This window comes from Oxalobacteraceae bacterium OTU3CAMAD1 (assembly GCA_024123915.1).
Lineage (GTDB): Bacteria > Pseudomonadota > Gammaproteobacteria > Burkholderiales > Burkholderiaceae_D > Rugamonas.
The window spans coordinates 3,064,821-3,088,402 of sequence record CP099650.1 but is presented as its reverse complement, the minus strand read 5'-3'; the positions used below and the strand labels follow the sequence as shown (position 1 = coordinate 3,088,402).

21 protein-coding genes are annotated in these 23,582 nt (G+C 64.5%); 1 reads left to right on the top strand and 20 read right to left on the bottom strand.

Annotated elements, in window-relative coordinates:
- Positions 1 to 14 precede the first annotated feature (14 nt).
- The 17 genes from NHH88_13390 to NHH88_13310 all read right to left on the bottom strand — a co-directional run bounded on the left by NHH88_13390 (position 15) and on the right by NHH88_13310 (position 18,462).
- Positions 15 to 1,016 carry an ABC transporter substrate-binding protein gene (locus NHH88_13390; protein USX16711.1) on the bottom strand — a complete coding sequence of 334 codons (1,002 nt, stop codon included), beginning with the start codon at positions 1,014 to 1,016 and terminating at the stop codon, positions 15 to 17.
- Positions 1,006 to 3,510: a TonB-dependent receptor gene (locus tag NHH88_13385; GenBank protein USX16710.1), complete on the bottom strand. Its 2,505-nt coding sequence runs from the start codon at positions 3,508 to 3,510 to the stop codon at positions 1,006 to 1,008. Before NHH88_13385 ends, NHH88_13390 begins: the two co-directional genes overlap by 11 nt.
- A gap of 34 nt (positions 3,511 to 3,544) precedes the next feature.
- Entirely contained in the window at positions 3,545 to 4,558 is a 1,014-nt protein-coding gene (locus NHH88_13380) for an ABC transporter substrate-binding protein (protein ID USX16709.1), read from the bottom strand.
- 25 nt (positions 4,559 to 4,583) lie between these two features.
- Positions 4,584 to 5,006, bottom strand: coding sequence for a biopolymer transporter ExbD (locus tag NHH88_13375; protein ID USX16708.1), 423 nt, complete (start codon positions 5,004 to 5,006; stop codon positions 4,584 to 4,586).
- 1 nt (position 5,007) lies between these two features.
- Positions 5,008 to 5,805 (bottom strand): protein TolQ, encoded by a 798-nt coding sequence (gene tolQ / locus NHH88_13370; GenBank protein ID USX16707.1) that lies wholly within the window; start codon positions 5,803 to 5,805, stop codon positions 5,008 to 5,010.
- 14 nt (positions 5,806 to 5,819) lie between these two features.
- Positions 5,820 to 6,086, bottom strand: a complete 267-nt coding sequence (locus NHH88_13365; GenBank protein ID USX17340.1) for a TonB family protein — start codon at positions 6,084 to 6,086, stop codon at positions 5,820 to 5,822.
- Positions 6,087 to 6,638: 552 nt separating this feature from the next.
- On the bottom strand, positions 6,639 to 7,508 hold the full coding sequence (locus NHH88_13360) for a class II aldolase/adducin family protein (GenBank protein USX16706.1): 870 nt from the start codon (positions 7,506 to 7,508) through the stop codon (positions 6,639 to 6,641).
- A 17-nt stretch (positions 7,509 to 7,525) separates the two neighbouring features.
- Complete coding sequence (locus NHH88_13355; GenBank protein USX16705.1) at positions 7,526 to 8,494, bottom strand: D-isomer specific 2-hydroxyacid dehydrogenase family protein; 969 nt, start codon at positions 8,492 to 8,494, stop codon at positions 7,526 to 7,528.
- Between the two features lie 13 nt (positions 8,495 to 8,507).
- Positions 8,508 to 9,623: an LLM class flavin-dependent oxidoreductase gene (locus NHH88_13350; GenBank protein ID USX16704.1), complete on the bottom strand. Its 1,116-nt coding sequence runs from the start codon at positions 9,621 to 9,623 to the stop codon at positions 8,508 to 8,510.
- The gene (locus NHH88_13345) at positions 9,620 to 10,858 is read right to left on the bottom strand and encodes an acyl-CoA/acyl-ACP dehydrogenase (GenBank protein USX16703.1); all 1,239 of its coding nucleotides are present in this window, start codon (positions 10,856 to 10,858) and stop codon (positions 9,620 to 9,622) included. Before NHH88_13345 ends, NHH88_13350 begins: the two co-directional genes overlap by 4 nt.
- Before the next feature lie 2 nt (positions 10,859 to 10,860).
- Positions 10,861 to 11,724, bottom strand: a complete 864-nt coding sequence (locus NHH88_13340; GenBank protein USX16702.1) for an ABC transporter ATP-binding protein — start codon at positions 11,722 to 11,724, stop codon at positions 10,861 to 10,863.
- A gap of 2 nt (positions 11,725 to 11,726) precedes the next feature.
- Positions 11,727 to 12,584 (bottom strand): ABC transporter permease subunit, encoded by an 858-nt coding sequence (locus tag NHH88_13335; GenBank protein USX16701.1) that lies wholly within the window; start codon positions 12,582 to 12,584, stop codon positions 11,727 to 11,729.
- Positions 12,585 to 12,713: 129 nt separating this feature from the next.
- Positions 12,714 to 13,640 carry a LysR family transcriptional regulator gene (locus NHH88_13330; protein ID USX16700.1) on the bottom strand — a complete coding sequence of 309 codons (927 nt, stop codon included), beginning with the start codon at positions 13,638 to 13,640 and terminating at the stop codon, positions 12,714 to 12,716.
- A gap of 73 nt (positions 13,641 to 13,713) precedes the next feature.
- Positions 13,714 to 16,017, bottom strand: a complete 2,304-nt coding sequence (locus tag NHH88_13325; GenBank protein USX16699.1) for a TonB-dependent receptor — start codon at positions 16,015 to 16,017, stop codon at positions 13,714 to 13,716.
- Between the two features lie 113 nt (positions 16,018 to 16,130).
- Positions 16,131 to 16,631 (bottom strand): RidA family protein, encoded by a 501-nt coding sequence (locus NHH88_13320; GenBank protein ID USX16698.1) that lies wholly within the window; start codon positions 16,629 to 16,631, stop codon positions 16,131 to 16,133.
- Positions 16,632 to 16,656: 25 nt separating this feature from the next.
- Positions 16,657 to 18,246 carry a flavin monoamine oxidase family protein gene (locus NHH88_13315; GenBank protein USX16697.1) on the bottom strand — a complete coding sequence of 530 codons (1,590 nt, stop codon included), beginning with the start codon at positions 18,244 to 18,246 and terminating at the stop codon, positions 16,657 to 16,659.
- Positions 18,247 to 18,297: 51 nt separating this feature from the next.
- The gene (locus NHH88_13310; GenBank protein USX16696.1) at positions 18,298 to 18,462 is read right to left on the bottom strand and encodes a hypothetical protein; all 165 of its coding nucleotides are present in this window, start codon (positions 18,460 to 18,462) and stop codon (positions 18,298 to 18,300) included.
- Between NHH88_13310 and NHH88_13305 the strand changes: the two genes are divergently transcribed.
- Positions 18,461 to 19,426, top strand: a complete 966-nt coding sequence (locus tag NHH88_13305; protein ID USX16695.1) for an aliphatic sulfonate ABC transporter substrate-binding protein — start codon at positions 18,461 to 18,463, stop codon at positions 19,424 to 19,426. The two genes, NHH88_13310 and NHH88_13305, sit on opposite strands and share 2 nt — an antisense overlap.
- A 100-nt stretch (positions 19,427 to 19,526) precedes the next feature.
- Here the strand turns inward: NHH88_13305 and NHH88_13300 are convergent, their stop codons facing one another.
- From NHH88_13300 to NHH88_13290, 3 genes are read right to left on the bottom strand one after another with little or no spacing between them, the layout of a single operon-like run.
- Positions 19,527 to 20,315 carry a PhnD/SsuA/transferrin family substrate-binding protein gene (locus tag NHH88_13300; GenBank protein ID USX16694.1) on the bottom strand — a complete coding sequence of 263 codons (789 nt, stop codon included), beginning with the start codon at positions 20,313 to 20,315 and terminating at the stop codon, positions 19,527 to 19,529.
- A gap of 4 nt (positions 20,316 to 20,319) precedes the next feature.
- Positions 20,320 to 21,282, bottom strand: coding sequence for a fatty acid desaturase (locus tag NHH88_13295; GenBank protein ID USX16693.1), 963 nt, complete (start codon positions 21,280 to 21,282; stop codon positions 20,320 to 20,322).
- Entirely contained in the window at positions 21,282 to 23,555 is a 2,274-nt protein-coding gene (locus NHH88_13290; protein USX16692.1) for a TonB-dependent receptor, read from the bottom strand. The genes NHH88_13295 and NHH88_13290 overlap by 1 nt, the downstream gene beginning before the upstream one ends.
- Positions 23,556 to 23,582: the final 27 nt, after the last annotated feature.

Here is a 23,582-nt window from a genome sequence, read left to right as displayed (position 1 = left end):
GATGAAAAAGGGAGTTAAGCCGGCCGGAAAAGTGTGTTGTCGACCAGCCGGCTGGCATCGACCCGGCGCGGGAACAGCTTCGCTTCAAAAAATGTATCGGCCACCTGCTGCAGCTGCGTGATGATCTGCTGATCGACCGGGCGTAGCTGCGGGCGGTCGCGATCGACCACCAACTTGACCACATCGGCCGGCAAACCGGTCAAGCGCTGGAACACTTCAGCGTACTCCTTGGGGTGCGCGTTGGCCCAGGTGTTGGAGAGCGCCAGGCGACGCAGCACGTCGGCCAACGCGGCGCGCTTGCCCGGATCGGCCAGCGCGGCATTCGACGCGGCGATCACGCCGATGCCGGAATTGATGCCCACGCCATCGCGCAACACCCGCGCGCCATGAATCTCGGCGTTGGCCTGGTAGGTGCCGAAGGTGGCCCAGGCTTCGATCTTCCCGCTGGAGAAGGCGACGGCGGCGTCGCTCGGCAGCAGAAAGCCAGTGGTGACATCGTCCGGCTTGAGGCCCGCCTCGCGAAGCGCGCCAAACAGCAGATAATGCGCGACGCTGCCGCGCGCCGAAGAGACAATGACGTTGCGGCCTTTAAGATCGGCCACCGACTTGATAGGCGATCCGGCGGGTACCAGTATCGCCACACCGGTCGGCGACGACACGCTGGCCGCGACCACCTTGACGCGCGCACCTCCCGCCGCCGCCGCAAGGGCTGGCGTGTCGGCCGCCATCGCCGTATCGACATCGCCCGACACCACCGCCTCGAACAGCGGCGCGGCGCCCTGGAAGCTGGCCCACTGGATCTTGTAAGGCACGTCGGTGAGCACCCCGGCCGCTTCCGCCTTGGTGCGCAGCAGCTTGACCTGGTCGCCCAACACCACAGTCACTTTGGACAGGTCGACGGGAGCGCCGGTGCTTGCCGCTTCGCCGGCATCGCCTGCCTTGCCGCAGGCGCCCAGCAGCGCCGCCGCCGGCAGCATCGCCAGCAAACGCCGGATGCGATTGGGATCAGAAGTCATAAGTGACCTTGCCATAGTAGTAGGCGCCGCTCGGCGCGAATGGCGCGGGGCCGTAGACAAAGCCGCTGCTGCCGGAATTGGCGTCGCCCGGGCCGTTGCGATCCGGTTTGGTGTCGAATAGGTTGGCCGCGCCGACCACCAGCTTGGCGCGCTTGGTGACGGCATAGCTGACATCGAGGTCGGTCAGCCATTTGGCGCCGAAGTGATAGTCCTTGGTTCGATCGGCGGTGGTCTGCCACGTGGAGGAATCGTAGCGGGTGGTTTGCAGGTTCGCCTCCACCGGCCCGATGAACCAGCGCGCCGACAATATCAGCTTGGTCTTGGGGGTTGCGGTCAGGTCGCCGATGCCGCCGCCGGCCGAGTAGCCGAACCACACCGAGCTGCCGCCCGGATTGGCGCCCAGTCCCGTGATCTCCGATGGCGTAGCCTTGATATTGGTAATCTTGGTGCGATTCCAGTTGACCGCCGCGCCCCAACGCACCAGGCCATAGCTGCCGTAGTCGCTGGTGATGTCGGCTACCAGGTCGGTGCCGCGCGTGCGGGTATCGACGCCGTTGGCGAAGTACTGCACCCACTCGGTGCCGGTCAGCCCACCGGCCACCAGGGTCGGCGCGAAGGCGGGTCCGAACATGTAGCCGGTGCGGATGATGCGATCCTTGACCTTGACCTGGTAGCCATCCAGTGTGATGTTGATGTTATCGGCAGGCTTGAGTACCAGGCCGATGCCGAAGTTGACCGACTTCTCGGGATCGAGATCGCGCGCGCCGAACTGGCGGGCCAAAGCCGAATCGTTGCGTAGCAGCTTGGACAAGCTGGGTTCCACCACCCCGGTGACCGGGTTGATGTTGGTGCGGTTGTCTGTCTGCGAGTAGCCCGATTGCGTCAGCGAAGGCGCGCGAAACCCGGAACCAACCGTGCCGCGTACCGCGAACGTCGGCGAGAAGTCGTAGCGGCTGTTGATCTTGCCGCTGGCGGTGTTGCCCGCGCTGTCGTTGTAATGCTCCGCGCGCACCGCGCCATCGACGAACAGGTTCTCTATCGGATAGAAACCGATGTCGTTGTAGATCGCCAGCACCGTGCGCTGGATGCTGGTCGCGTCGGCAGGCGACAACGCCACGCCGGCCTGCGCACCGACGGCGGCCGGCTTGCCGACATTCGGATTGCCCTCCTGGTCGCCGGGTTTGAAGATGTAGCCGCCGTTGATGTACCCCAGCGGATCGCCGGCATAGGTGGTGAAGCGCTCGACGCGCTGTTCCAGGCCCCACGACCACTGCAACGGCTTTTTCAGGCCGATGTCGAATGCGCGCGTGAAGTCCTCGTTGGTGGTCCATTGTTCGAACTGATAGACGGCCAGGTTATCGAAGCTGGTCGGCGACGTCGGCCCCAACGAGGGATTCAAGGTCAGGTTGCTGTATTGGCGGGCGCGGTTCTTGCCGTAGCCGGTGCTGATATCCCAGTTCCAGCCGGCGGTTCGCCCGCGCGCGCCGGCGTTCAACTGGAAGTCGAAGGCGCTCATATTATTCAGCGCGAAGTAGCCGTCCGGGTAGACCTGCGCTATCGTCGCCAGCCCGTTTGGACGACGGAAGTTATTGCCCGCCACCGTGTTGCGTGTGCCGGCAGTACCGAACGCGTACAGCGTGATGTCCTTGTTGAACGGCTTCTCGGCGTTGAAGGCCAGATCGTAGGCTTCGATTCCCGGATCGCCGTTGTGCGCGCCGTCGCGGTTCCAGGTCGCGTTCTTGGGATTCGACGCGGGTGAATAAGCGACCAGGTTCTTCGACGGGAAGTTGTTCCAGGACTGGCCGCGCTTGCGCAGCGCGGTCGCGATGTGGACAAAACCGTCGTCGCCCAACGCGAAGCCGACGCCGCCCTCCAGTTTTTTGTTGGACAGGTCGCCAGCGCCGCTCTTCAACTCTCCATAGCTGGCCGAAATCTGGCCGCCGTGGTTACCCGTCTTAAGGATGACGTTGACCACCCCGGCGACCGCGTCCGAGCCGTATTGTGCGGCAGCGCTGTCCTTGAGCACTTCGATATGGTCGATGGCGCTGAGTGGAATGGTATCGAGATCGATCGCGTTCACACCGCTGGTGTCGCCGCCGCCGTTGGTCAGCAGCGCCGAGTTGTGACGACGTTTGCCGTTGACCAGTACCAGCGTGTAGGCCGGTCCCAGGCCACGGTTGCTGACCGGCCGCACCACCGAGTTGACGCCCGCCTGGTTGGTCCCGAAGTTAAACGACGGCAGTAGCCGTCCCAGCGCCTCGGCCAGCTCCGCGCGGCCGGTGTGGATCAATTGCTCGCCGCTGATCACGTCGATCGGCGCCGGGCTGTCCGCCACGGTGCGCGCCTCGCCGCGCACGCCGGTGGTGACCACCACGTCCTGCACCTGCCCCACGCTGGTCTGCGCCAACGCGCCGGCGCCTCCCAGCAGGCCGGTCGTCAGCAGCGCCAGGCGCAGAGCCTTCAGTTTTGGTTGATTGTTCTTATAGTGCTGCATGCGTTGATTCCCTATGTCGTTGCGGTTATTTTGGTCAGGCCAGGTACTTGGCAAAGCTGCGGTCCCAGATTGGTTTGACGTCGATGCGGCGCGCCAGCAGGCCGGCATCGGAAAACACATCGGCCACCTGCTGCTGCGACTTGATCGCCGCGTCGTCCACGCCCACAAGCTTGTAGGGCTGGCTGCGCTGGGTGGCCTGGTTGAGGAAGACCTGCGGCGACACGCCGGCGATCCGCCCGCTCTTGGCCGCCCAAGGCTTTGGATTGCGGTTGATCCATTCATAGACCTTGGCCAAGCGCTGAAGGTAGTCGCCGATGGCGGCGTGCTTGAGCGGATCGGCGATCGCCTGCGGCGACGTACTGATGACATAGTTACCTGACAGGTAGCCGTCGGCGGTGCGCAGCACGCGCGCGCCCTCCTGGCTTTTGGCCAGTTCCACCACCAGGCCATAGATCACCCACGCATCGAGCTGCCCGCTTTTAAAGGCCGCGAAGGCGTCCTGAGGCGGCAGCGCCACCGGCTGGATGTCCTTGAACCCAAGGCCGTTTTCTTTCAACAGCTGCAGCAGGAAGTAGTGCGAGGTGGTCGACCGCGCATAGCCGATGCGCTTGCCCTTGAATTGGGCCGGATCGGTGATGGACGAGTTTTTCGGCACCAGCACCACCTGGTTGTTGACGTCCCCGCGCAGCACGGCGATCACCTTCAGCGGCGTGCCGCTGGCGGCGGCGAAGATCGGCGGGATTTCGCTCATGGAGCCGAAATCCAGGGAGCCCGACGCCAATGCTTCGACGATAAGGTTCCCGGCCGCGAATTCGGCCAACGCCGTCTTGTACGGGATGGCGGCCACGCCCGCCTCGTTGAAGTAGTAGGAGTCGCCACCCTTGTACGTACCTACCCGCAGCGTGGTATCGCGCAGTTGCGCGGCCGCAGCGCGGGTGGCGTTGCTCCAGCCGCCCAGCAGCGCGGCCAGTCCGGCGCCGGCGCCCAATCGCGCGCTCCGGCGCAGAAATTGACGGCGAGTGTCGCCCTTCGAAGTGATCGAATCCATTTTTCAGCCTCTGTAATGTGTGTGTTTAGGGCGCGGGCGCTTCCGAGACCAGCGCGATGCGGGCATATCCGGCATCGTTCAGCGCTCCCATCGTCTTGACGATGCGGCCGTAAGCCAGCGCCTGGTCGCCGCGCAGGTGGATGCGGCGTTCCTTGTCGCCGGCCGCTTCCTGCGCCATCAGCTGCAGCAGCGTGTCCGGCGTGGCGGCGGTCTGGTTGACGAAGACCGTGCCGCTGGCGTCGATGCTGACGACGATCGGCGGCTTGGGCTCCTCCAGCGGCTTGGCGCTCGAAGTCGGCAGATCGACCTTGACGCCGGCCGTCATCATCGGCGCCGCCACCATGAACACGATCAGCAGCACCAGCATGACATCGACCAGCGGCGTGACGTTGATGTCGCTGACCGGACCAGGGCGGTGGGCCGGGCCTGAGGATAAACGGACGCCCATATCAGGCTCCCTGCGCCGCCAGCGGCGTGACGTTGCGCGCGGCGCGGTCAGCCTTGGCCGGCGCCGCGTCGATAGTCTCCACCAGTGCCTCCCCCGCTTCCAGTTGGCGCGACAGCTGCACCTCCACCAGTCCGACCAGGGTGGAAAGGCGTGCGGCGTAACTGTTCAAGTCACCGGATGCGCGGTTGTAGGCGACGACGGCGGGAATCGCGGCCACCAGGCCTAGCGCGGTGGCGAACAAGGCCTCGGCGATCCCCGGCGCCACCACGGCCAGGCTGGTGCTGTTACTGGCGGCGATGCCCTGGAACGCGTTCATGATGCCCCAGACGGTGCCGAACAGGCCGACGAAAGGCGCGACCGAACCGACTGTCGCCAGTATCGACAAGCCCTTTTGCAGCTCCTCCACCTCGACGTTGCTGCTGATCTGCCCCACGCGGTTGATGCGCTCCTTCAGGCTGTCGCGTCCCGCCGCATCGACATGCAGATGCTGGCGATGGCTGGTGTTCCACTCGTCGACGATGGCGTGATAGATGCGGGCGAACGGGTCCTGCGTATTCTGTTTGAGCTCCTGCGCCAGCCGTGTTAGCGAGCGCTGTCCGGCCAATGCGCCGGTCCAGGCGATGGCATTGCGGCGCAGACGCGAAAAGCGCAGCAGCTTGTCGATGATGACGCCCCAGCTGGCGAGCGACGCCAGCACCAGCACCACCATGATGGATTTAACGATAAAGTCTGCCTGTTCGAACAGCTGCAACGGCGACAGATGAGCAACAGACTGGGCGACAACTTGGGTAGCACTCATGGCGTTTTCCTTGACTAGTTAATTTTGAAGACGATGTTCCCGGCCAGCAGATACGTGCTGCCACCCAGATCGGGCAACCGGGGGAATGGCGCCGCGCGCCGAATCGCGTCGCGCGCCGCCTCGTCCAGCGCTTCCACGCCGGACGACTGGATATCGAAGGAGATCAGCGCGCCCTGCGGGTTGAGGGTCAGGCGGTAAGCGACCTTGCCCTGCTGGCGGCGCATCTTCGCCTCGCGCGGATAATCGGTGTTGCTGTTGATACGGGCGTAGACCTGGTTCACATAATCGGTCGGAATGCCTTCGGTGCTGATCTGCTTCGGTGCGGCGGCCACCGGCGCCGGAGCCGGCGGTTGTGGCGGTGCCGGCTCCACCGGTTTCACCGGGCCTATGGGCGCGGCCTGCACCGGCGGCGCGGGCGGCGTATAGGTCTCGGCTTTGTCGGCGGATGTCTCCACCGTCTTCGGCGTCGGCAAAGGCTGGGCCACCGGTTTGGGCGGCGCCAGTTGCACCGGTTTTTCCTTCACCGGCTCCGGTTTGGGCGGCGCCAGTTCCTTCTTGGGCTCCGGCTGCAACCGAATCAGCTCCACCACCGGCGGCGCCACCGGAGGTTTGACGACAGCGCTGGAAAAGCTCCAGATGGCCAGCAGCGCCGCACCATGCACCAGCACCGTGCCGGCGGCGCCGGGACTGCGCAGCCAACCCGCCGGTTTCGCGGCCGCCGTGTGCAGATAGGACGTGGCGAATCCCACACTCGGCGAATCTGCACCCCCTTGGTCCGCCCGGTATGCGTCGTTCAATGACAATGTGGCGCTAGACATGATGGTCCTCCTTGATTAGTCGAACAGGTCCGGCTCTTCGCGGGTGATCACGTCCCACAGCGGCTGGAAGCTGAACCAGCCCCCGGCGTCGGAACCGATCTGGCCGGCCGTGTGCAGCGCCACCTCGTGCGGGATCGGCTTGGTCGGCCCGGCCGCCTCGGACAACAACTGCGCCTGGGCGGCATTCTCGAACGCGATGTAGCGCCACACAGCCGACTCCACGGACGCGCCAACCGTCAGCAAGCCATGGTTCTGCAGGATCACCGCCTTGCGCTGGCCCAAGGTGGCGGCGATGCGTTCGCCCTCACTCGAATCGAGCACCACGCCGCTGAAGTCCGAAAAGATCGCGTGGTCCTGGTAGAACGCGCAGGAATCCTGGGTCAGCGGGTCGAGCAACCTGCCCTGCGCGGCGAACGCCTTGCCATACAGGCCGTGCGAATGGGCGGCGGCGATGACGTCCGGCCGCGCCTTGTGCAGCTCCGAGTGGATCGCGAACGCGGCGCGGTTCAGCAGGCCGTCGCCCTCGACCACCTTGCCGTCGTGGCTGACCAGGATCAGGTCCGATACGCGTATGTGGCCGAAGTAGACGCCGGCCGGATTGACCCAGAAGTGGTCCGGAAATTCCGGGTCGCGCGCGGTGATGTGTCCCGCGCCGCCCATGTCGTAGCCATAGCGCGCGAACAGGCGGAAGGAGACGGCCAGCCGCTCCTTGCGATACTGTCGCTGGGCCTCGATGGTCGGTGGCGGCGGCGGCTCGGCGAAGATGATGGCCCCATTCGCGTCGCGCGGCGCGGCGTAGATCGCCGGACGCGGTGTGTTTTTGCCGACCTGGCGCAGGTGGGGCCGCGACAGCGGCGCCGAGTACAGTGGTGATGAGCTGCTCATGATGGTTCCTTGTAGGTTCAGTAGCCGCGCGCGGTGTCGACCACGTCGGTCAATGGTTCGCCGCTGCGGAAGCGGTCCAGGTTCAGCACGAACTTGTCGATCAGCGCCGGCACGATCTGGTCGGTGCTGGGCGAAATATGAGGCGACAGGCGCACGCGCGGATGGCCGTAGAACGCGTGGCCGGCCGGCAGCGGCTCGGGATCGGTGACGTCCAGCGTCGCCAGCGCCACCTTGCCTTCGTTGAGCGCGTCGAGCAGCGCCTGGTGGTCGACCAGATTGCCGCGCGCGATATTAATCAGATGCAGACCGGGCCTGGCATGGGCCAGCGCGGCGCGGCTGATGGCGTGGCGCGTTTCGGCGGTCGATGGCGCCGCCAGCACCAGGTGGTCCGAACGCGCCAGCAGTTGATCCAGCGAGTCGACCCGCTCGACGCCTTCGACACCGAATGCCGCGTCGGAGCGGCGCAGCGCCACCACCTTGATGCCCAGCGCGAGCGCCCGCTGCGCCAGCGCCCGGCCGATCGAACCGAAGCCGTAGAGGCCCAACGTGGTCCCCTGCACCAGGCCAAGCGACAGGCGGCGCCAGTCGCTGGCCTGCTCCAGCCAGATATCCGGAATCTGCTTGGCGGCCGTGAAGATCGCCGCCAGCACGTATTCCGCGATCGCCACCGAGGCGGTGCCGCGCGCCGAGGTGACCACAGGTCCGTCGAACAGCCAATCGGGGTAGTAGTCGATGCCGACCGACGCCAGTTGCACCCAGCGCACCTCGCTCCACCCCGCCGGCGCTGGTGTTTGCAACAGCGTCTGGCCTTTCGGCGCGGGCAGCGCGAACAGGACGTCCGCGCCCTGCGGCAGCGCGGTCAGCGGACCGGGCGGCACATCGCGCACGGCGAGGCCGGTACGCTGGGCCAGCAGCGCGTTGACCTTGGGGTCGAACTGGCTGGCGACGATAATGTCGCCGTTCTTCAAGCTGGTCGTTTGGCTCATCGACTACTCCGTATCAGGCGGCCAGGCGGGAAGGCTGGCCGGCTTGCTGCGCTTCGCGCCCGGCGACCGCCGCGCGCACCAGGGGAATCAACTCGCGGCCGTACTGCAGGGCGTCCTGGATCGGATCGAAGCCACGGATCAGGAAAGTGGTCACGCCCAGTTCCCAGTACTTGAGCAACGCATCGCGCACCTGTTCCGGCGTACCCACCAAGCCGGTGGAATTGCCGGCCGCCTTGGTCAGCGCCGCGATGCCGGTCCACAGGCGCTCGTCGACCACCCTGCCCTGCGCGGCGGTGTCGAGCAGGCGCTGGGAGCCTGCGTTCTGCGGCTGCTGCGGGCGCTGGCTGAAGAAGGTATTGCCTTTGACCCGCTCCGTGGCGGTGGCCAGGATCGCGTCCGCCTTGGCCCAGGCCTGGTCCTCGGTCGCGGCCAGCACGGGGCGCAGCGACAGGCTGAAACGGATCTTGTCGGCGCGGCCATGCTTGGCGGCGGCGGCTCGCACCCGTGCGATAGTCTCCGCCACCTGGGCCAGCGATTCGCCCCACAGCGCATAGACGTCGGCGTGCTTGCCGGCGACCTCGATGGCCGCCTCGGACGATCCGCCGAAGTAGACCGGGATGTGCTGGTTGTTCAGTGGACGCACGCCGGCGTTTTGGCCTTTGAAGCGGTAGATCGGGCCTTCATGGTCGAACGGTCCCTCCGAGGTCCAGGTTTTGCGGACCACGTCCAGGTATTCGTCGGTGCGCTGGTAGCGCTGGTCGTGATCGAGGAAGTCGCCGTCGCGCTGTTGTTCGGTGTCGTCGCCGCCGCTGATGACGTGTACCGCCAGGCGGCCGTCGCTGAAGTGGTCCAGCGTCGCGAACTGGCGCGCCGCCAGGGTCGGCGACACGAAGCCGGGGCGATGGGCCAGCAGGATGCCCAGTTTCTGCGTCTGAGAAGCGATATAGGAGGCGACCTGGAAGCCGTCCACCGACGCGCTGCTGTGGGCCACCAGCACGCGGTCGAAACCGGCGTATTCGTGGGCGCGGGCCACCGCTCCCAGGAAGCTCTTGTTGACAACGGAACCCTGCGGCAGCACGGTTTCGGAGACTTCCTGGGTGGCGCTAAAGCCGATGAATTCGATGCTCATGATGCTTCCTTTGCAGTGATGGATGAAATACCGGCCACGCCGGACGAGGAGGTTTTCTTTGCGGCGTGGGCGGCGAAAGCCGCCTTGCCGCTGTTGACTAAAATGGTGTCGTTCTGCGGCGTGTGGATACGGCTGCACAGCACATCGCGGTAGTGGCGCTGCAGCGCGTTGGCGCGCGACAGGCCGGGGTTTCCGCTCAACTCAATCGCTTTTTCCACCACCTGGATCGCCTGGTTGGTGACCAGGTATTTGATGCGGAAGGCATCCGATGCCGGCACCGCGCCGTTGGCGGCGGCCTCAATCAGCACGCGGTTGGAGAACAGCCAGGCATCCAGCTGTCCCAACGCCTCCTGGAAGCGCGGCAAGGTCGAAAGCGGCGCGCCAAGGTTGGCCGGAACGCGTTCTTCCAGCCAGGTTGCCAGCCAGTCGCGGGCCGCGCGGGCGACCGCATCGTAGATGGCCGACAGCAGCACCGACATCCACAGCAGCAGCGAGGCATCCAGATCCGGGGCGGCGCCGGCCGGCGCCACTTCCACCGCATGATCGAGCGGCACCAGCACATCGTCGAACACCACCTCATGGCTGCCGGTGGCGCGCATGCCCAGGTGATCCCAGTTTTCGATGACGGTGATGCCCGGCGTGTCGCGCCGCACCAGCCAGCTGCCGACCAGCGGCTCCGGATCGTCGCTACGGGCCCAAACGCCCAGCCAGGTCAGGCGCGGTATTCCGGTCGAATAGATTTTGCGGCCGCTGATGCGCCAGCCCTCCGGCGTGCGCCGCGCGGTGGTCGCGGGCAGGCCGCCGCGCGCGGGCGTGCCCAGTTCCGGCTCCACGCGCAGCGCGTTAATCAGCGCGCCATCGCGCAGGGTCTCTTCGACGACACGCTGCAGCAGGTGCGGGGGCCACTTCGACTGCCGGCCCGACGCATGGTGCAGATACTGCATCGTCAGCACCAGCGCTGTGGATGGCTCGCCGCGCGCCACGGCGGCCACCACGCGCGCGGTCTGCGCAAGGTTGGCGCCAAGGCCGCCGAGGGCGCGCGGCACTGTCAGGCCGAGCAAACCAAGTTCGTGCAGGCGTTCGAAATTTTGGTGCGGGAAGCTGGCGTCGCGATCATGCCGTTCGGCGGTGGCCGCGAATTCGGCGCTCAGGCCCTCCAGCAGCGCGGCGAATTCGGGGCTATCCAGCTGATGGGCGGGATCGATGACTGGCAGGCGGAGGACGGATGTGGTCATGATCAGATCGAGAAGTTACTGAAGTTGAACGGAGTGTGGACCGGTACCTGCAGCTCCGGCTCGCGCACCGGCGATGGAGCATCGGTTTCCACGCCCAGCAATTGCAGCAGCTGGGCGCGAACCCGCTGGAATTCCGGCCGCTCGGCGCTGCGGGGACGCGGCTGGGTGATCGCGATGTCGGAGACGATGCGGCCCTTTTCCAGTACCAGCACGCGGTCGGCCAGCAACACCGCCTCGTCGACGTCGTGCGTCACCAGCAGCACCGACGGCCGGTGCTGGCGCCACAGCGCCAGGATCAGCTGGTGCATCCGGATGCGGGTCAACGCGTCCAGCGCGGCAAACGGCTCGTCGAGCAGCAGCAACTGCGGTTCGCGCACCAGCGCCCGTGCCAGCGCCACGCGCTGCGCTTCGCCGCCGGACAGCGTCGCCGGCCAGGCGTTCTCCCGATGGTCCAGTCCAACCTCGGCCAGCGCCCGGCGTGCGCGTTCGCGCGGCTGGTCGATCTTCAGTCCCAATGTGACGTTGCGCCAGGCGCGCTTCCACGGCATCAGGCGCGGCTCCTGGAACACGGCGGCCCGTGCTTGCGGAACCTCCAGTGTGCCGGAGGTGATCCGATCCAGTCCGGCCAGTGCCCGCAGCAGCGTGGTCTTGCCGGAGCCGCTGCGGCCCAGCAGCGCGACGAACTCGCCGGCGCGGATGTCGAGATTGAGCTGGTCGAGGATGACGTTGGGGCCGAAGTGCTTGCTCAGCAGGCGTGCCTGCACCGGAGTGCGCGGCGGGACCGGCGCTTCCGGACGGAAGCTGGAGGCGCCGTCGTTGCGTGCGGCGATCCCCGCGCCGGGGCGGTCGAGTTGTATGGTTTGCATGCTCAGTCCTTGATGAAGGTCGGACGCCAGGCCAGCGCATAGTGTTCGATGGCGCGCACCAGCAGATCGGTGGCGAGGCCCAGCAGGCTATAGACCAGCAGGCAGACGACGATGACGTCGGTGCGCATGAAGTCGCGGGCGTTGTTAATCAGGTAGCCCAGGCCCGCCGTAGCGTTGATCTGCTCCACCGCCACCAGCGACAGCCAGCTGACACCCAGCGAGTAGCGCAGGCCTACCAGGAAGGATGGCAAGGCGCCGGGCAGGATCACATGGACGATCAGTTGCGGGTAGCTCAGGCCGAACAGGCGCGCCGCCTCCACCAGCTTGGAATCGATGCCGCGTATGCCGCTGTACAGCGTCAAGTACATCGGGAAGGTGGTGGCGAAGGCGATCAGCGCGATCTTGGTGAACTCTCCGATGCCGAACCACAGGATGAACAGCGGGACCAGGCCGAGGAACGGCAAGGTGCGCGCCATCTGCATCGTCGAATCGACCGCCACCTCGCCCTGGCGCGACAGGCCGGCGATCAGCGCCAGCGCGGTGCCCAAGGTGAGCGACACCGACAGGCCGGTGAGAACGCGGTGCAGCGACACCCACACGTTGCTGCCCATTTCACCGGATGCGATCAACTCGCCCAGCGTGACAAAGATCTGCGACGGCGCCGCCAGCACCCGCTCCGGCAGGAAGCCGGTGCGCGAAGCCACTTCCCACAGCGCGAGCAGCACCAGCGGGCTGGCCGCGCGCCGCAACACGGAGAGCAGAACGGAAGGCTTGGTTTTGGCAGGCGCCGCATCAGGAGCTGATGCGGGCGCCGATACTGGTGCTGTCGCGCCGCCGTAGGCAGGAGTTGAAACCGACATGTCTTTGCGTCCCTATGCTGAGGATTCGAAGGCTTTGCGAGCCGTTGAAATCTAGTATAGGTAGCAAATGATTATGTCAAAACTAATTGTTTCGACTATTGATATATGATTTTCAGGAATAATTACAAACTAGCGCGCGGCCACCTTGGGTACCGCCTTCAGCGGCGCCTCGGCGAACGCGTGCTGCACCGCCTGCGCGAAGAAATCGATCGCATGCTGCACCGGGCCTGGCTGCAAAGGCTGCACCAGCCAGATATCCAGCACCGGCTTGAAGTCCACCACGTTGACGATATCGAGCTGCGATCGGTGGCGGCTGCGCTCCAGTATGGGGCGCGGCATCAGCCCCAGTCCCAGTCCGCTGGCCGCCAGTCCGAGTTGCAGATCGGTGCCGAAGGTCTCGAGATTGATCTTGAACGACAGCCCCTGCTCCATCAACGCGCGCGCCAGCCCGGCACGGAAGCCGCAACCGTCCGGATTGAGCACCCAGCCGGTACTGAAAATGTCGCGCAGCTTGTAACTGCGCTTGGGCATGGCGCCCTTCTGCGCGACGATCACCAGCTCGATGCGGCCAAGCGTACGCCCGCGCAGCCCTTCGGGCAACACCTTCGTGGCCGGGAACAGCGCCACGGCGGCGTCGATCTCCGCGTTGGCGACCCGTTCGACCAGTTGTGAACCCCACCCCGACGTCACCTCCGTATGTAAGCCGTCGAAGGTGCGGTTAAGCTTTTGCAGAGTATCGAGCAGCACTACGTCGCCGATGGTTTGAATGACGCCGATGCGGAACACGCCGGTGGGCGCCTGGTCCACCTGCACCAGGTCGCGCAGGCGGTCGACTTCCAGCAGCACTTTGCCGCACTGCTCGAACACCTGTTTGCCCATCAGGCTGGGTTTGGGCGGCTTGACGCTGCGGTCGAGCAGCTCCACGCCCAGCTCCTGTTCCAGGTTCTGCACGCGGCGCGTGACCGCCGACTGGGTCAACCCCAACGTTTCGGCGGCGGCGCTGACCGATTGGCTGCGCACCACCGCCACGAACGCACTGATGTCATCTATTTTCATGTAAGTATTGGCGTAAGTATCGATGTAAGTATCGAATTAGCCCTGCAAAAACAGACGCCATATTAACCCCTAATCAGAACTTGTAGTTCGCCCTGACATAGTAATAGCCGCCATTGAACGGTATCTGCGCGGCCGCCGTATCGTACTGGTAGACGCCCAGATAACGGCTAGCGGGTGGCACCTTGGTCGGATACACGTCGAACAAATTGGTCGCGCCGGCGGCCAGTTGTAGTTTTTTCGTCACCGCGTAGCGGACTTCCAGGTCTGTCAGCGTCTTCGGCTTGTTTTCTATATGGTTGAACACCGTCGTCGAGTAGATATTCGGTCCAGAATAGAATGTCGCCTCGGTCGCGGTCTTGCCGTAACGGGTGGCGTGCAGGCTCACGCTCCAGTCGTCCAGTGTCCAGACGCCGCCGATAATCAGCTTGTTCTTGGGCGTGGCCGTGGTCAGGTAGCCGACCTGCTGGGCGTTGAGCAAGGTCTGTCCATTGCCGTCGTTGGCGACCTTGGTCACCTTACTGGTGTTGATGTTGGCGCTGAAGTCCCAGTCGACGCGGCCCAGGCTTCCCAGGTTGGTTGGATAGCCCGCGACGAAGTCCACTCCTTGAGTGCGGGTATCGACACCGTTCGCGTAGTAGCTGGCGCTCACCGACGACAAGCCACTCGGTAAGCTGATGCCGGCCGCCGTTAGCGCGTCAATGGCCGCTTGGCCGGTGTACGTGCCACCCTGGACGATACGGTCGCGGATCAGGATGCGGTAGGCATCGACCGTCACATGCAGATTTTCTATCGGCTCGGCGACCAGGCCCAGATTAAAACTGCGCGACTTTTCCGGACGCAGCGCCAAAGCGCCCAGTTTGCGGGCCGCCTCCGAATTGACAGCCAACTGGCCGCCGGCCGTGGTGGGCGAGACGGCCAGGCTGGTGTAATTAGCCTGCGCCAGCGATGGCGCACGGAAGCCGGTGCTGGCGGTACCCCGCACCGCGAAGCGCGGATTGAACTCATAGCGCGTCGAGACCTTGGCGTTGCGGGTGCTGCCGGCGTCGCTGTAGTGTTCATAGCGGCCGGCCAGTTCGGCCTCCCACTGGCTGGTCAGCTTGGTCGAAAAATCGACATAGGCGGCGCCGATATTGCGTGAGTGCTTGCCGGCACTGACAGGAGAGAGCCCGGGCAAAGCCTGCGAGCCGCTGCCGAAGTAGGACGCCTCGTCGCCCGCCCCCACCTCGTAAGTCTCCCGGCGAAACTCGGCGCCCAGCGCCACGCTCAACGTCGAAGGCAGAAAACCGGTATCCAGCGAGCGCGCCAGATCCGCGTTGACGCTTTGCTGGCTATTCTTGTACTGCGCCAGATGGAAGCTGGTGGGCGTGGCGCCGGTGGCAGCGTATAAATCGGTGTTGGCGGAATCGACCATGTTGATTTTGACGTTGTCGATGCCGTAGCTGGCGCTCAGGTCCCAGCGCCACCCCGCCAGATCGGTACCTTTGATACCGGCGGTCAGCGCGGCATCGGTCTCGTTGCTGGTTTCGATGGGACTGAAACCGTTGGGATACACCTGCGGCAAGCGCGATGGCAGCCGGTAGTTCTGATAGCTGCCGCCCGTGCGGTGGGCGGCGGTACCGAAGGCATACAGCTCGACATCCTTGTTGACCACGACGCCGGCGTTGGCGCCAAACGATTCGCGGCGGATCTGCGGATCGCCAAGTGTGCGGTTGACGAAGGTGCCGGTGCGCTCGTCGGCGCCGCTGCGCATGCTGTGTTCATGCCGCCGGTATTCCGCGCTTAGGTGCAAGAAGCCGTCCGCGCCAAGCGGCAAACCGATATCGGCCGCGCCGCCCAGTGTGAAGCCGTCATGTTTGTAGTATTCGCCGGCCGTGGCGGTCACGCTGCCACCCTGGCTTGACGACTTGAGTATGACGTTGATCACGCCGGCGATGGCGTCCGAGCCGTATTGCGCCGCCGCGCCGTCACGCAGCACCTCGATATGGTCGACGGCGCTGACCGGTATCAGGTCGATATCGACCGGCGTGGCGCCCTGCTGCGAGCCGGCATCCGCCGTGATGTTGGCCGACGTGTGGCGGCGCTTACCGTTCACCAGCAGCAGAACGTGATTGGGACTGAGGCCGCGCAAGGTCAACGCGCTGGTCAGGTTGGCGGCGTCGCCGGTTTGGGCCAGCCGGTTGATCGACGGCAGCAGCTTGACCAGCGCGTCGCGTAGATCGGTCTGGCCGGTGCGCTGCAAATCCTTGGCGCTGATCACATCGATGGGACTGAGGCTTTCCCCGGCCGACCTTTGAATATCGCGGGTGCCGGTGACGACGACATCCTGCACGATGGCGGCGGCCAGCGCCGCCGTTTCGGGTTGGGCTTCGGCTGCCATGGCGGGTGACGCGGCCGCGTACAACAACGAAATGGCCAATGCTACGGGACGAAGGCGTGGTCGGATCGATGACGGTTGATTCATGCGGTTCAGCTCCTGGAGGATATAAAAAGTTATGGCTTGACGCGGGCGGCGACCAGGTCGATCTCCACCAGGGCGCCAGGCAGCGGCAGCGCGGCGACCTGCAAGGCGGTACGGGCCGGCTTGGCCGGCTGCGCGGCGGTACCGAAGAATTGGCCGAAGGAGGTATTCAAGCCGTTGAAATCGAGCTTGTTATCCAGCTTCGGATCGCCCACAAGGAACACCCGCAGCGAGACGACATCGCCGAAGGTCAGGCCTTCTGCCGCCAGCGCGGCCTGCAGCTTGCGCAGCACCGACGCGGTCTGCGTCTCGGTACTGCCATAGGCGGCCGGCGTTCCCTTCGGCGCGGCGGTGTCGGCGACGTCCGGCAGCACGCCGCTGAAATAGATGGTTTCCGCGTTTGCCGGCACCGTGACGGCGACCGAGATAGGGAAATTGGAATTGGGGATGGGCGTGCGCTTGATCTGCTGCGCTTGCGCGGCGGCGCTGGACAACAACAGGCTTGCGAATAGTACTTTTGCGGTGGTTTTCATGGTGTGCTCTCTCTAGTGAAAAAAATCAGGCTGCGCGCTTGGCGACGGTGGCGCCGGCGGCTACGCGGTGTGCGATGGCGGCGATCGCATGGTGGGCCGACAGCGCGGCACCCTCCTGCCAGGCGCCAATCTGGCTCAGGTACTCGCCGGCGAAGTGGACGCGCCCTTCCGGCTTATTCAGCAATGTGTATTCCTTTTCCGCCGGCGTGGCCCAATGCACCCACGACCCGAGGCTGTACGGCACCTTGTGCCAGGCCACGCTGACGGGGCGCTGCAGTTCGGCGCCCCGTCCCGGATGCACGCGGTCGATAACGCCGCGCGAAGAAGCGAATTGCGCCGCAAGGGTTTTGGCGGTAAAGTCGCGCGCGGCCTGGCCGATGTTGTAGCAACCAACCAGCACGCCGCTGGCCTTATGAAAACCGCCGCTGGGATACCAGATCAGCCCTGTCTCGTGCTTGACGATGGAAATGCCGCCGTAGATATGGGTATCCGTCTCCCAGAAGCGGCGCGACTGCCAGGCGATCTTGCTGGCGGTGTCGTAGTGGACGCCGGAGATCGCGGCTTTCACCTCCGGCGAGAAGTTGGTGTCGACCAGCGCCAGCACCGGCAAAGGGAAAGTCGTGATGGCGAAATCGGCCGACAATACCTGCGCCTTGCCGCTGGCGCGGTCGCGCACCGTGACATCGACGCCGGTCGGCTTGTTGCGAATGGCCTTGACCTCGGTGTTCAGCCTCACGACATCCTTCAGCCGTTCGTGGAACGCATGCGGGATGCGGTCCATGCCGCCGACCGGTTGCAGCATCGTCGGTTGGAAGATCAGCAGTTCGTCGAAAATCAGCGACGTCCACAGATCCGGGTCGAGCAAGGCCTCCAGCGATAGCGGTTCCTGGCGTTCGCCCACCTGCTCCGCCGATCCCGGAAAGACCTTATAGCCGGAACGCTCGGTGCCCTTGAACTCCGCCTTCGGCGTCAGGTCGCCATAGACCTTGAGGAATTCGACCAGCCGCGCGCGGTCGTCTGTACTCAGCTCCTGATCCAGCGCGCCGCGATTGACCGACTTGGCCAACAGCTCGGAGATATGGCCGCGCGCGTCGTTGATGGCGCGCCGCAGCTGGATCGGCTGGCCGCCTTTGGCCGCATCGGGCAGAAAATAGGCGCTGCGGCTGGTGTTGACCTCCGCCTCCAGCTCGACGCCGAACTCGCGGCAGTATCCGAGGATGGTCTGGTGATGGCTGGGCAAACGCGCCGGCCCCGCGTTGAAATAGTGGTCCGGCTCGAATTCGGCGGTCTGCGCGGTACCATCATCGTACTCGATGCGGGTGCCGTTACGGATGGTCCAATTACGGCCGCCGACGCGGTCACGCGCTTCCACCACCTGCACCTCGTAGCCCGCTTTACGCAATTCGTAGGCCGACACCAGGCCGGCGATGCCCGCACCCAGCACAAGGACGCGCAAGCCTTTTCCCGAGCCGGGCGTCAACTGCAAGCCGGCGGTTTGGCGGGCAGCCGCGATCGCCGGCGCGCCCAATCCCAGGGTCGTCATCGCGGCGGTTGCGGCGGCGTAGCCGCTGGTCGCAGCAAGTTGCACGAGGAAGGTCCGACGCGATACTGTCATAAATCAGCTCCACAAATTGGTCAAGTTGGAGCGATCTTATGACGCGGATAATTATGTAGAAACTAATTGTTTATCATATTCAAATATGAATTTTGAGAATAATGTATTTACGCGGACGATATCTGCTGGCACTATATCCAAACGCGAAACCATTCGTTCCGGCGCCTGCCACAGGCGACCTACAATCGAAAGATAACCAACTTCCGGAGCCTTCATGTTCACCCCGCGCCGCCGTACCGTGCTATCCCTGTTTGCGCTGACATCCTTGCTGCCACTGGCTTCCTTGCCTGCGATGGCGCAAAAACCGTCGACGCTGCGCATCGGCTATCAGAAGTCATCCACCCTGCTCACCATCCTCAAGGTGCGCGGCCAACTGGAACAGGATCTCGCGCCGCTGGGCGTCAAAGTCAGTTGGCATGAGTTCTCCAGCGGCCTGCCGCTGCTGGAGGCGCTCAATGTCGGCGGCGTGGATTTGAGCGCGGACGTGGCGGACACCGTGCCCGTCTTTGCGCAGGCGGCCGGCGCGCAGCTAACCTATTTTGCGCAGGAGTCGCCGTCACCATCTGCACAGGCGATCGTCGTGCGCGCCGACGCGCCGTATGCGACGGTGGCTGATTTAAAGGGGAAGAAGATCGCGCTGACTAAGGCGGCCGGCAGCCACTATCTGCTGATCGCGGCGCTGGACAAGGCGGGCTTGCGTTTCAAGGATATCGAACCTGCGTATCTGACACCGGCCGATGGCCGCGCGGCGTTCGAGCGTGGCAGTGTCGCAGCGTGGGTGACCTGGGACCCGTACCTGGCCGGCGTGCAGCGGCAGTCGTCGGTGAAGATTTTGGCGGACGGCCGCAATATCGCCGACTACCAGCGCTACTATCTGGCCGCGACCAGCTATGCGGAGGCGCGTTCGGATGTTCTGGCGGTGGTTTTTGAGGCCTTGCGCAAGACCGGGAAGTGGGTCAAGCAGTCGCCGAAGGAGGCGTCCGAGCTCCTGGCGCCGGCGTGGGGCTTGGATGCGAAGACGGTGGAACTGGCCAATAGCCGGCGCAGCTACGATGTGCGGCTGGTGCAGAAGGATGCGCTGGGGGAGCAGCAGCGGATTGCGGATGCGTTTTACGGCGAGAGCCTGCTGCCGCGCAAGCTGGATGCGACGGCCGTGCCGCTGTGGCGCGGCGCTAAATAGCGCGGAGACACGTAGGGCGGATTAGGCGGAACGCCGTAATCGGCCATCTGTGGGCCGTCGACGGCGCACGCATTGGCCGATTACGCTTCGCTAATCCGCCCTACGTGATCCCCGGATAACCCGCCGCCTCTGCCTCCGTTTGAAGCTGAAGAATGCGTTCGTAATCGGCATCGCCACGATATTCAAAGCCGCTGATACTCAACACTTCCATCAACTCCCGCAACCTCGCACCGGGCCGCAACAAAGCCCCGCGCAGCCGCAGCACCAACTCCTGCTCCACAGCGCCACCCGCAACCAAAGGCAACCCAGGCGACGCCACCGAATACCGCAACACCTTCAGCCCCCTCATCGCCCCGGAATCCTCCCGCGTCAGATACCCCCAGGTGACACAATCGACCGCCGCGATATCGGCCGCGCCCTGGCGCACCATGCGCACGCTGGCGGCATGGCTACCCGACTGAATCACCCTGCCGAAAAACCGCCCGCCCCGCGCCAGCGGCGCCACCGCATGGCGCAGCACATTCATCCCGCTATTGGAGTTCAAATCATTGACCACCGCGACCATCCCGACCGCATCGGCCAGCACATCGACCTCCGCCCCCTCGCGCACCACGATCACGCTCGAATAATCGCTACCCGAACACCCGGCGAAATCGTAGCAAGGCGTGGCGACCAATGTCACCTCGCCGCGCAACTGGGTCATATAGGGATAACCGCAAGTCTGGCTAAGCAGCAGATCACGCCGCCGCCAAAACGCCGGCAAGTCCGAAGGCGATTCCAGCGACACCGCCTGCCCGGTCTCCTCCGCAAGGGTCACCAGCAAGTCCTCATACGCCTGCCCAAGCCGCGCGGAGACGTTGTACATCGGCAGAGCGGCTATCCAGGTCATTTGGCTAATCCGGCATATGGGGATGAACCGGCGCGTCGATCGCGCCGAAACCAAAGCGGCGCATCAACCGTCCGTAACCCTGGACATGAAAGCCGCCACTGCGCGTATTGTAAGCCAGTTGCCGCGCCTTGTAGACACGCGGCAGCAAATACCACGGCACTGAAGGCAGGTCGTGATGAACCAGGTGCAGGTTATTATTCAGGAACAGCACGCGCCAAACAAAGCCGGCTTCGTTGAGCACGATGCGCTGCTTGTGATCCGCCGCCGGCCGGTGTTCATAGTAGGAACGCACCATCGCCAGCGATTGTGCCGGATACGAGATCGCCAACAAATAGTACAGCGGCTCGACGCCGAAGGCCGACCGCACCCACCACAACATCGCCGCCAGCATGACGAGATGCCCGAGCCACATCGGCACGTTGCGCCAGTCGCCGCGCAACGGCTCGCGCACCGCCTCGACCCAAGCGCCGGTGACAGCCAGCGCGGGTCCGACGAGCATTCGTCCCCAAAAGGTCTTGTTAAACCAGTGCAGCGCGCGCAAAGGCTTGCTCATGGCCGCCCACCGCGCGGGGGCGACGTAATTGCTCTCGGTGTCCAGCGCCGGCATCGTCAAATGAAAGTCGTTGTGGTGGCGAAGATGGCTATCCCGGTACAACCCATACGGATACCAGACCGCCAGCGGCAGATAGCCGAACAGGCGGTTCACCGCCGGCCAACGGGTGGGATGGCCGTGTATCAGCTCGTGCTGCAACGACATGTACCAGGCGCACCACCAGATCATCAGCAGCGTGGCGGGCACCGCGCCGATTTCACGCCAAAATGCAAGCGTCAGCAACCAGCCGCCGTGGATGACGGCGATCAGCATCCAGGTCGGCCACTCGCCCAGCCATAGCAAGCGGCCCCGTTCCGCAGCGACCTCGCCGCGCTGACGCGCATCGATATACTCGGAGGGCCGCTGCTTCAACATCAGAATCTCGCTTTTACGCGCAGTCCCACGGTGCGGGGACGCGCCATGTACACCAGATTGCCGGGTTGGATGGCGATGTTGTTGGGTACGACGTCGCTCACCTTGGCGCCGTTGGTCAGGTTGGTGCCGAACAGGCCGACCTCGTAGGCGCCGGTCTTGTACGTTACCGTGGCGTTGACCGTGTTCGACGACGGAATGCGCGCATAACTGCCCTGCTCCGGCGCGAAGTTGGTGTAGGCGTCGCCGCGATACGCATAGCTGGCGGAGATGCCCACTTCGTCCGAACCGCGCACGGGAATGCTGTAGCTGGCGGTCGCGGTGGCCGACAAGCGAGGCGCGTACGGCACGCGGCTACCTTCGGGGATGTTCTGCGCCGCGATGCCGGTGACCACGGTCCGCGTGGCGTAGGCTTGGTTGTACGCAGCGCTCAACCCCACCGATGCGCGGCGCGTCAGCTTGAAGGCTGTTTCCAGCTCCAGGCCTTCGCTACGGATCTTTCCGGCGTTTTGCGTGAAGTAGTAGGTGCAAGGCAGGCGGTTGAAGACCTGCACGTCCTTCCATTCGATCACATAGGCGCTGGCGTTGAAGGTCATGCGGTGGTTGAGCAGCGTGTTTTTCGAGCCGACCTCGTAGTTCCAGAGGCTATCCGGTTCAAAAGTGGTCGGCGCGTTGATGCCGCAGAAGTTGAAAGGCACCGGCTGGTTGTTGCCGCCATAGCGGAAGCCCTTGCCCGCCGAGGCGTAGAGTGTGTGGTCCGGGTCGAGACGGTAGGCGGCAACGAAGCGCGGATTGGCACCTTTCGACGTCGCGCTGCTGTTGCTGAGTGTCGGCTGCCCGACCGGCGCGGCCGGCGTGGCGCCGACCAAATTCCCGAACAGGCCGCTGAAACGCAGATCGAAGTCCTGCGTGCCACGGAACAGCCGAACACCGGCCGTCAAGTCCAGCTTTTCCCAGACGGTGTAAGTCGCTTCGGCGAACAACGCCGCCTGGCGCGATTTGGTGTTCTGCGCACCCGAGAAGAAATCGTCCGGATTGAAAGCCAGTTCATTGATCTGCGAGTTATAGCCCGGGAAGTTGCGGGTCGCGGCGTAACGCGCATCGAAACCGACCGTCGGCTCATCCTGCAGCGTATTTCGTTTGCCCTTCTCGAAGAAGGCGCCGGCGGTCCACTTGAACGGCCCTTCGCCCTTGGAATTGACGCGGAACTCCTGCGCAAAGTCCTCGACCTTGTTACCGATCGTGTAGGCGGCCTGCATCAGCGGATTTTGTCCGCCGAAGATGAACGCTGTCGCCGGATACTGGGCCGATGTCACGTACAGCGTGTCGCGATGCAGGTAGGAAGTCGAGGAAACCAGCTGCGCGCCGCCCAAATCGTAATTGACGCCGACGTTATACAGCTGCAGTTTGTCGTTGCTGGTCTGCGGGATGAGGGCAAAGGTGGTGTAAGGCGCCAGATCGCCGTAGGCGTCGTTGACGCCAGCCTTGACATTGGAGGCGGTGACGCTGGCGTCGATCACCAGGTCGCGCGAGGCCTTCAAGCGCACTGCGGCCCTGCCCTGGTTGGTGGAGACCGCGTTGGTGATGGCACCGTTATATTGGTTGCGGATATAGCCGGAGTCGTTGCCCGTATAGGCGGTCAGGCGAAGTGCCAGCACATCGCTTTTCAGTGGCAGGTTGACCATGCCGCGCAGGTTGTGATTTGCACCACCAAATTTGGAGGTACTGGAGCCCACCGCCTCCACAGAGCCGAATAAGTCGGTCAAATCGGGTTTCTGGGTGATCTGGCGGACCGCGCCCGCCATCGCGCCGGCGCCGAACAGTGTTCCCTGCGGGCCTTGCAACACCTCGATGCGCTCCAGGTCCAGCACCTTCAGGTCCGGATTGGACGATTTCAGTGTCACCGGCATGTCGTCGATGTACACCGCGACCAGCGACGCATCCTGCACCTCGGATGGGACGATGCCCCGCACGACCAAGCCGCGCATTGTGATGTTGTTGATGCCCGGCCCCTGCTCCTGGACCGACATCGCCGGCACCAGGCTGGCGATATCTGTCAGATTACCGAGGCCATATTTGGTCAGATTGTCCGGCTTGAGCACCGTGATCGCCGCCGGCACCTGCTGCACGTCGACCGCGCTGGCGGAACGCGTCGCGGTGACCTCCACTTTTTCTATCCGGTCGCCATCCTGCGGCGGCGCTGATGTCTGCGCCTGAGCGCCAGCGATGACGCCAACCGACAACACGGCCGCGACCCGATAATCCCTCTTCCCCATCATTTTTCCTTTTTAAGCAGGCTATAC

Bases quoted from the DNA above. Each gene is read 5' to 3' on its own strand.
- NHH88_13390 (USX16711.1), bottom strand. From the start codon at position 1,016: ATGACTTCTGATCCCAATCGCATCCGGCGTTTGCTGGCGATGCTGCCG.
- NHH88_13385 (USX16710.1), bottom strand. From the start codon at position 3,510: ATGCAGCACTATAAGAACAATCAACCAAAACTGAAGGCTCTGCGCCTG.
- NHH88_13380 (USX16709.1), bottom strand. From the start codon at position 4,558: ATGGATTCGATCACTTCGAAGGGCGACACTCGCCGTCAATTTCTGCGC.
- NHH88_13375 (USX16708.1), bottom strand. From the start codon at position 5,006: ATGGGCGTCCGTTTATCCTCAGGCCCGGCCCACCGCCCTGGTCCGGTC.
- tolQ (USX16707.1), bottom strand. From the start codon at position 5,805: ATGAGTGCTACCCAAGTTGTCGCCCAGTCTGTTGCTCATCTGTCGCCG.
- NHH88_13360 (USX16706.1), bottom strand. From the start codon at position 7,508: ATGAGCAGCTCATCACCACTGTACTCGGCGCCGCTGTCGCGGCCCCAC.
- NHH88_13355 (USX16705.1), bottom strand. From the start codon at position 8,494: ATGAGCCAAACGACCAGCTTGAAGAACGGCGACATTATCGTCGCCAGC.
- NHH88_13350 (USX16704.1), bottom strand. From the start codon at position 9,623: ATGAGCATCGAATTCATCGGCTTTAGCGCCACCCAGGAAGTCTCCGAA.
- NHH88_13345 (USX16703.1), bottom strand. From the start codon at position 10,858: ATGACCACATCCGTCCTCCGCCTGCCAGTCATCGATCCCGCCCATCAG.
- NHH88_13340 (USX16702.1), bottom strand. From the start codon at position 11,724: ATGCAAACCATACAACTCGACCGCCCCGGCGCGGGGATCGCCGCACGC.
- NHH88_13335 (USX16701.1), bottom strand. From the start codon at position 12,584: ATGTCGGTTTCAACTCCTGCCTACGGCGGCGCGACAGCACCAGTATCG.
- NHH88_13330 (USX16700.1), bottom strand. From the start codon at position 13,640: ATGAAAATAGATGACATCAGTGCGTTCGTGGCGGTGGTGCGCAGCCAA.
- NHH88_13325 (USX16699.1), bottom strand. From the start codon at position 16,017: ATGGCAGCCGAAGCCCAACCCGAAACGGCGGCGCTGGCCGCCGCCATC.
- NHH88_13320 (USX16698.1), bottom strand. From the start codon at position 16,631: ATGAAAACCACCGCAAAAGTACTATTCGCAAGCCTGTTGTTGTCCAGC.
- NHH88_13315 (USX16697.1), bottom strand. From the start codon at position 18,246: ATGACAGTATCGCGTCGGACCTTCCTCGTGCAACTTGCTGCGACCAGC.
- NHH88_13305 (USX16695.1), top strand. From the start codon at position 18,461: ATGTTCACCCCGCGCCGCCGTACCGTGCTATCCCTGTTTGCGCTGACA.
- NHH88_13310 (USX16696.1), bottom strand. From the start codon at position 18,462: ATGAAGGCTCCGGAAGTTGGTTATCTTTCGATTGTAGGTCGCCTGTGG.
- NHH88_13300 (USX16694.1), bottom strand. From the start codon at position 20,315: ATGACCTGGATAGCCGCTCTGCCGATGTACAACGTCTCCGCGCGGCTT.
- NHH88_13295 (USX16693.1), bottom strand. From the start codon at position 21,282: ATGTTGAAGCAGCGGCCCTCCGAGTATATCGATGCGCGTCAGCGCGGC.
- NHH88_13290 (USX16692.1), bottom strand. From the start codon at position 23,555: ATGGGGAAGAGGGATTATCGGGTCGCGGCCGTGTTGTCGGTTGGCGTC.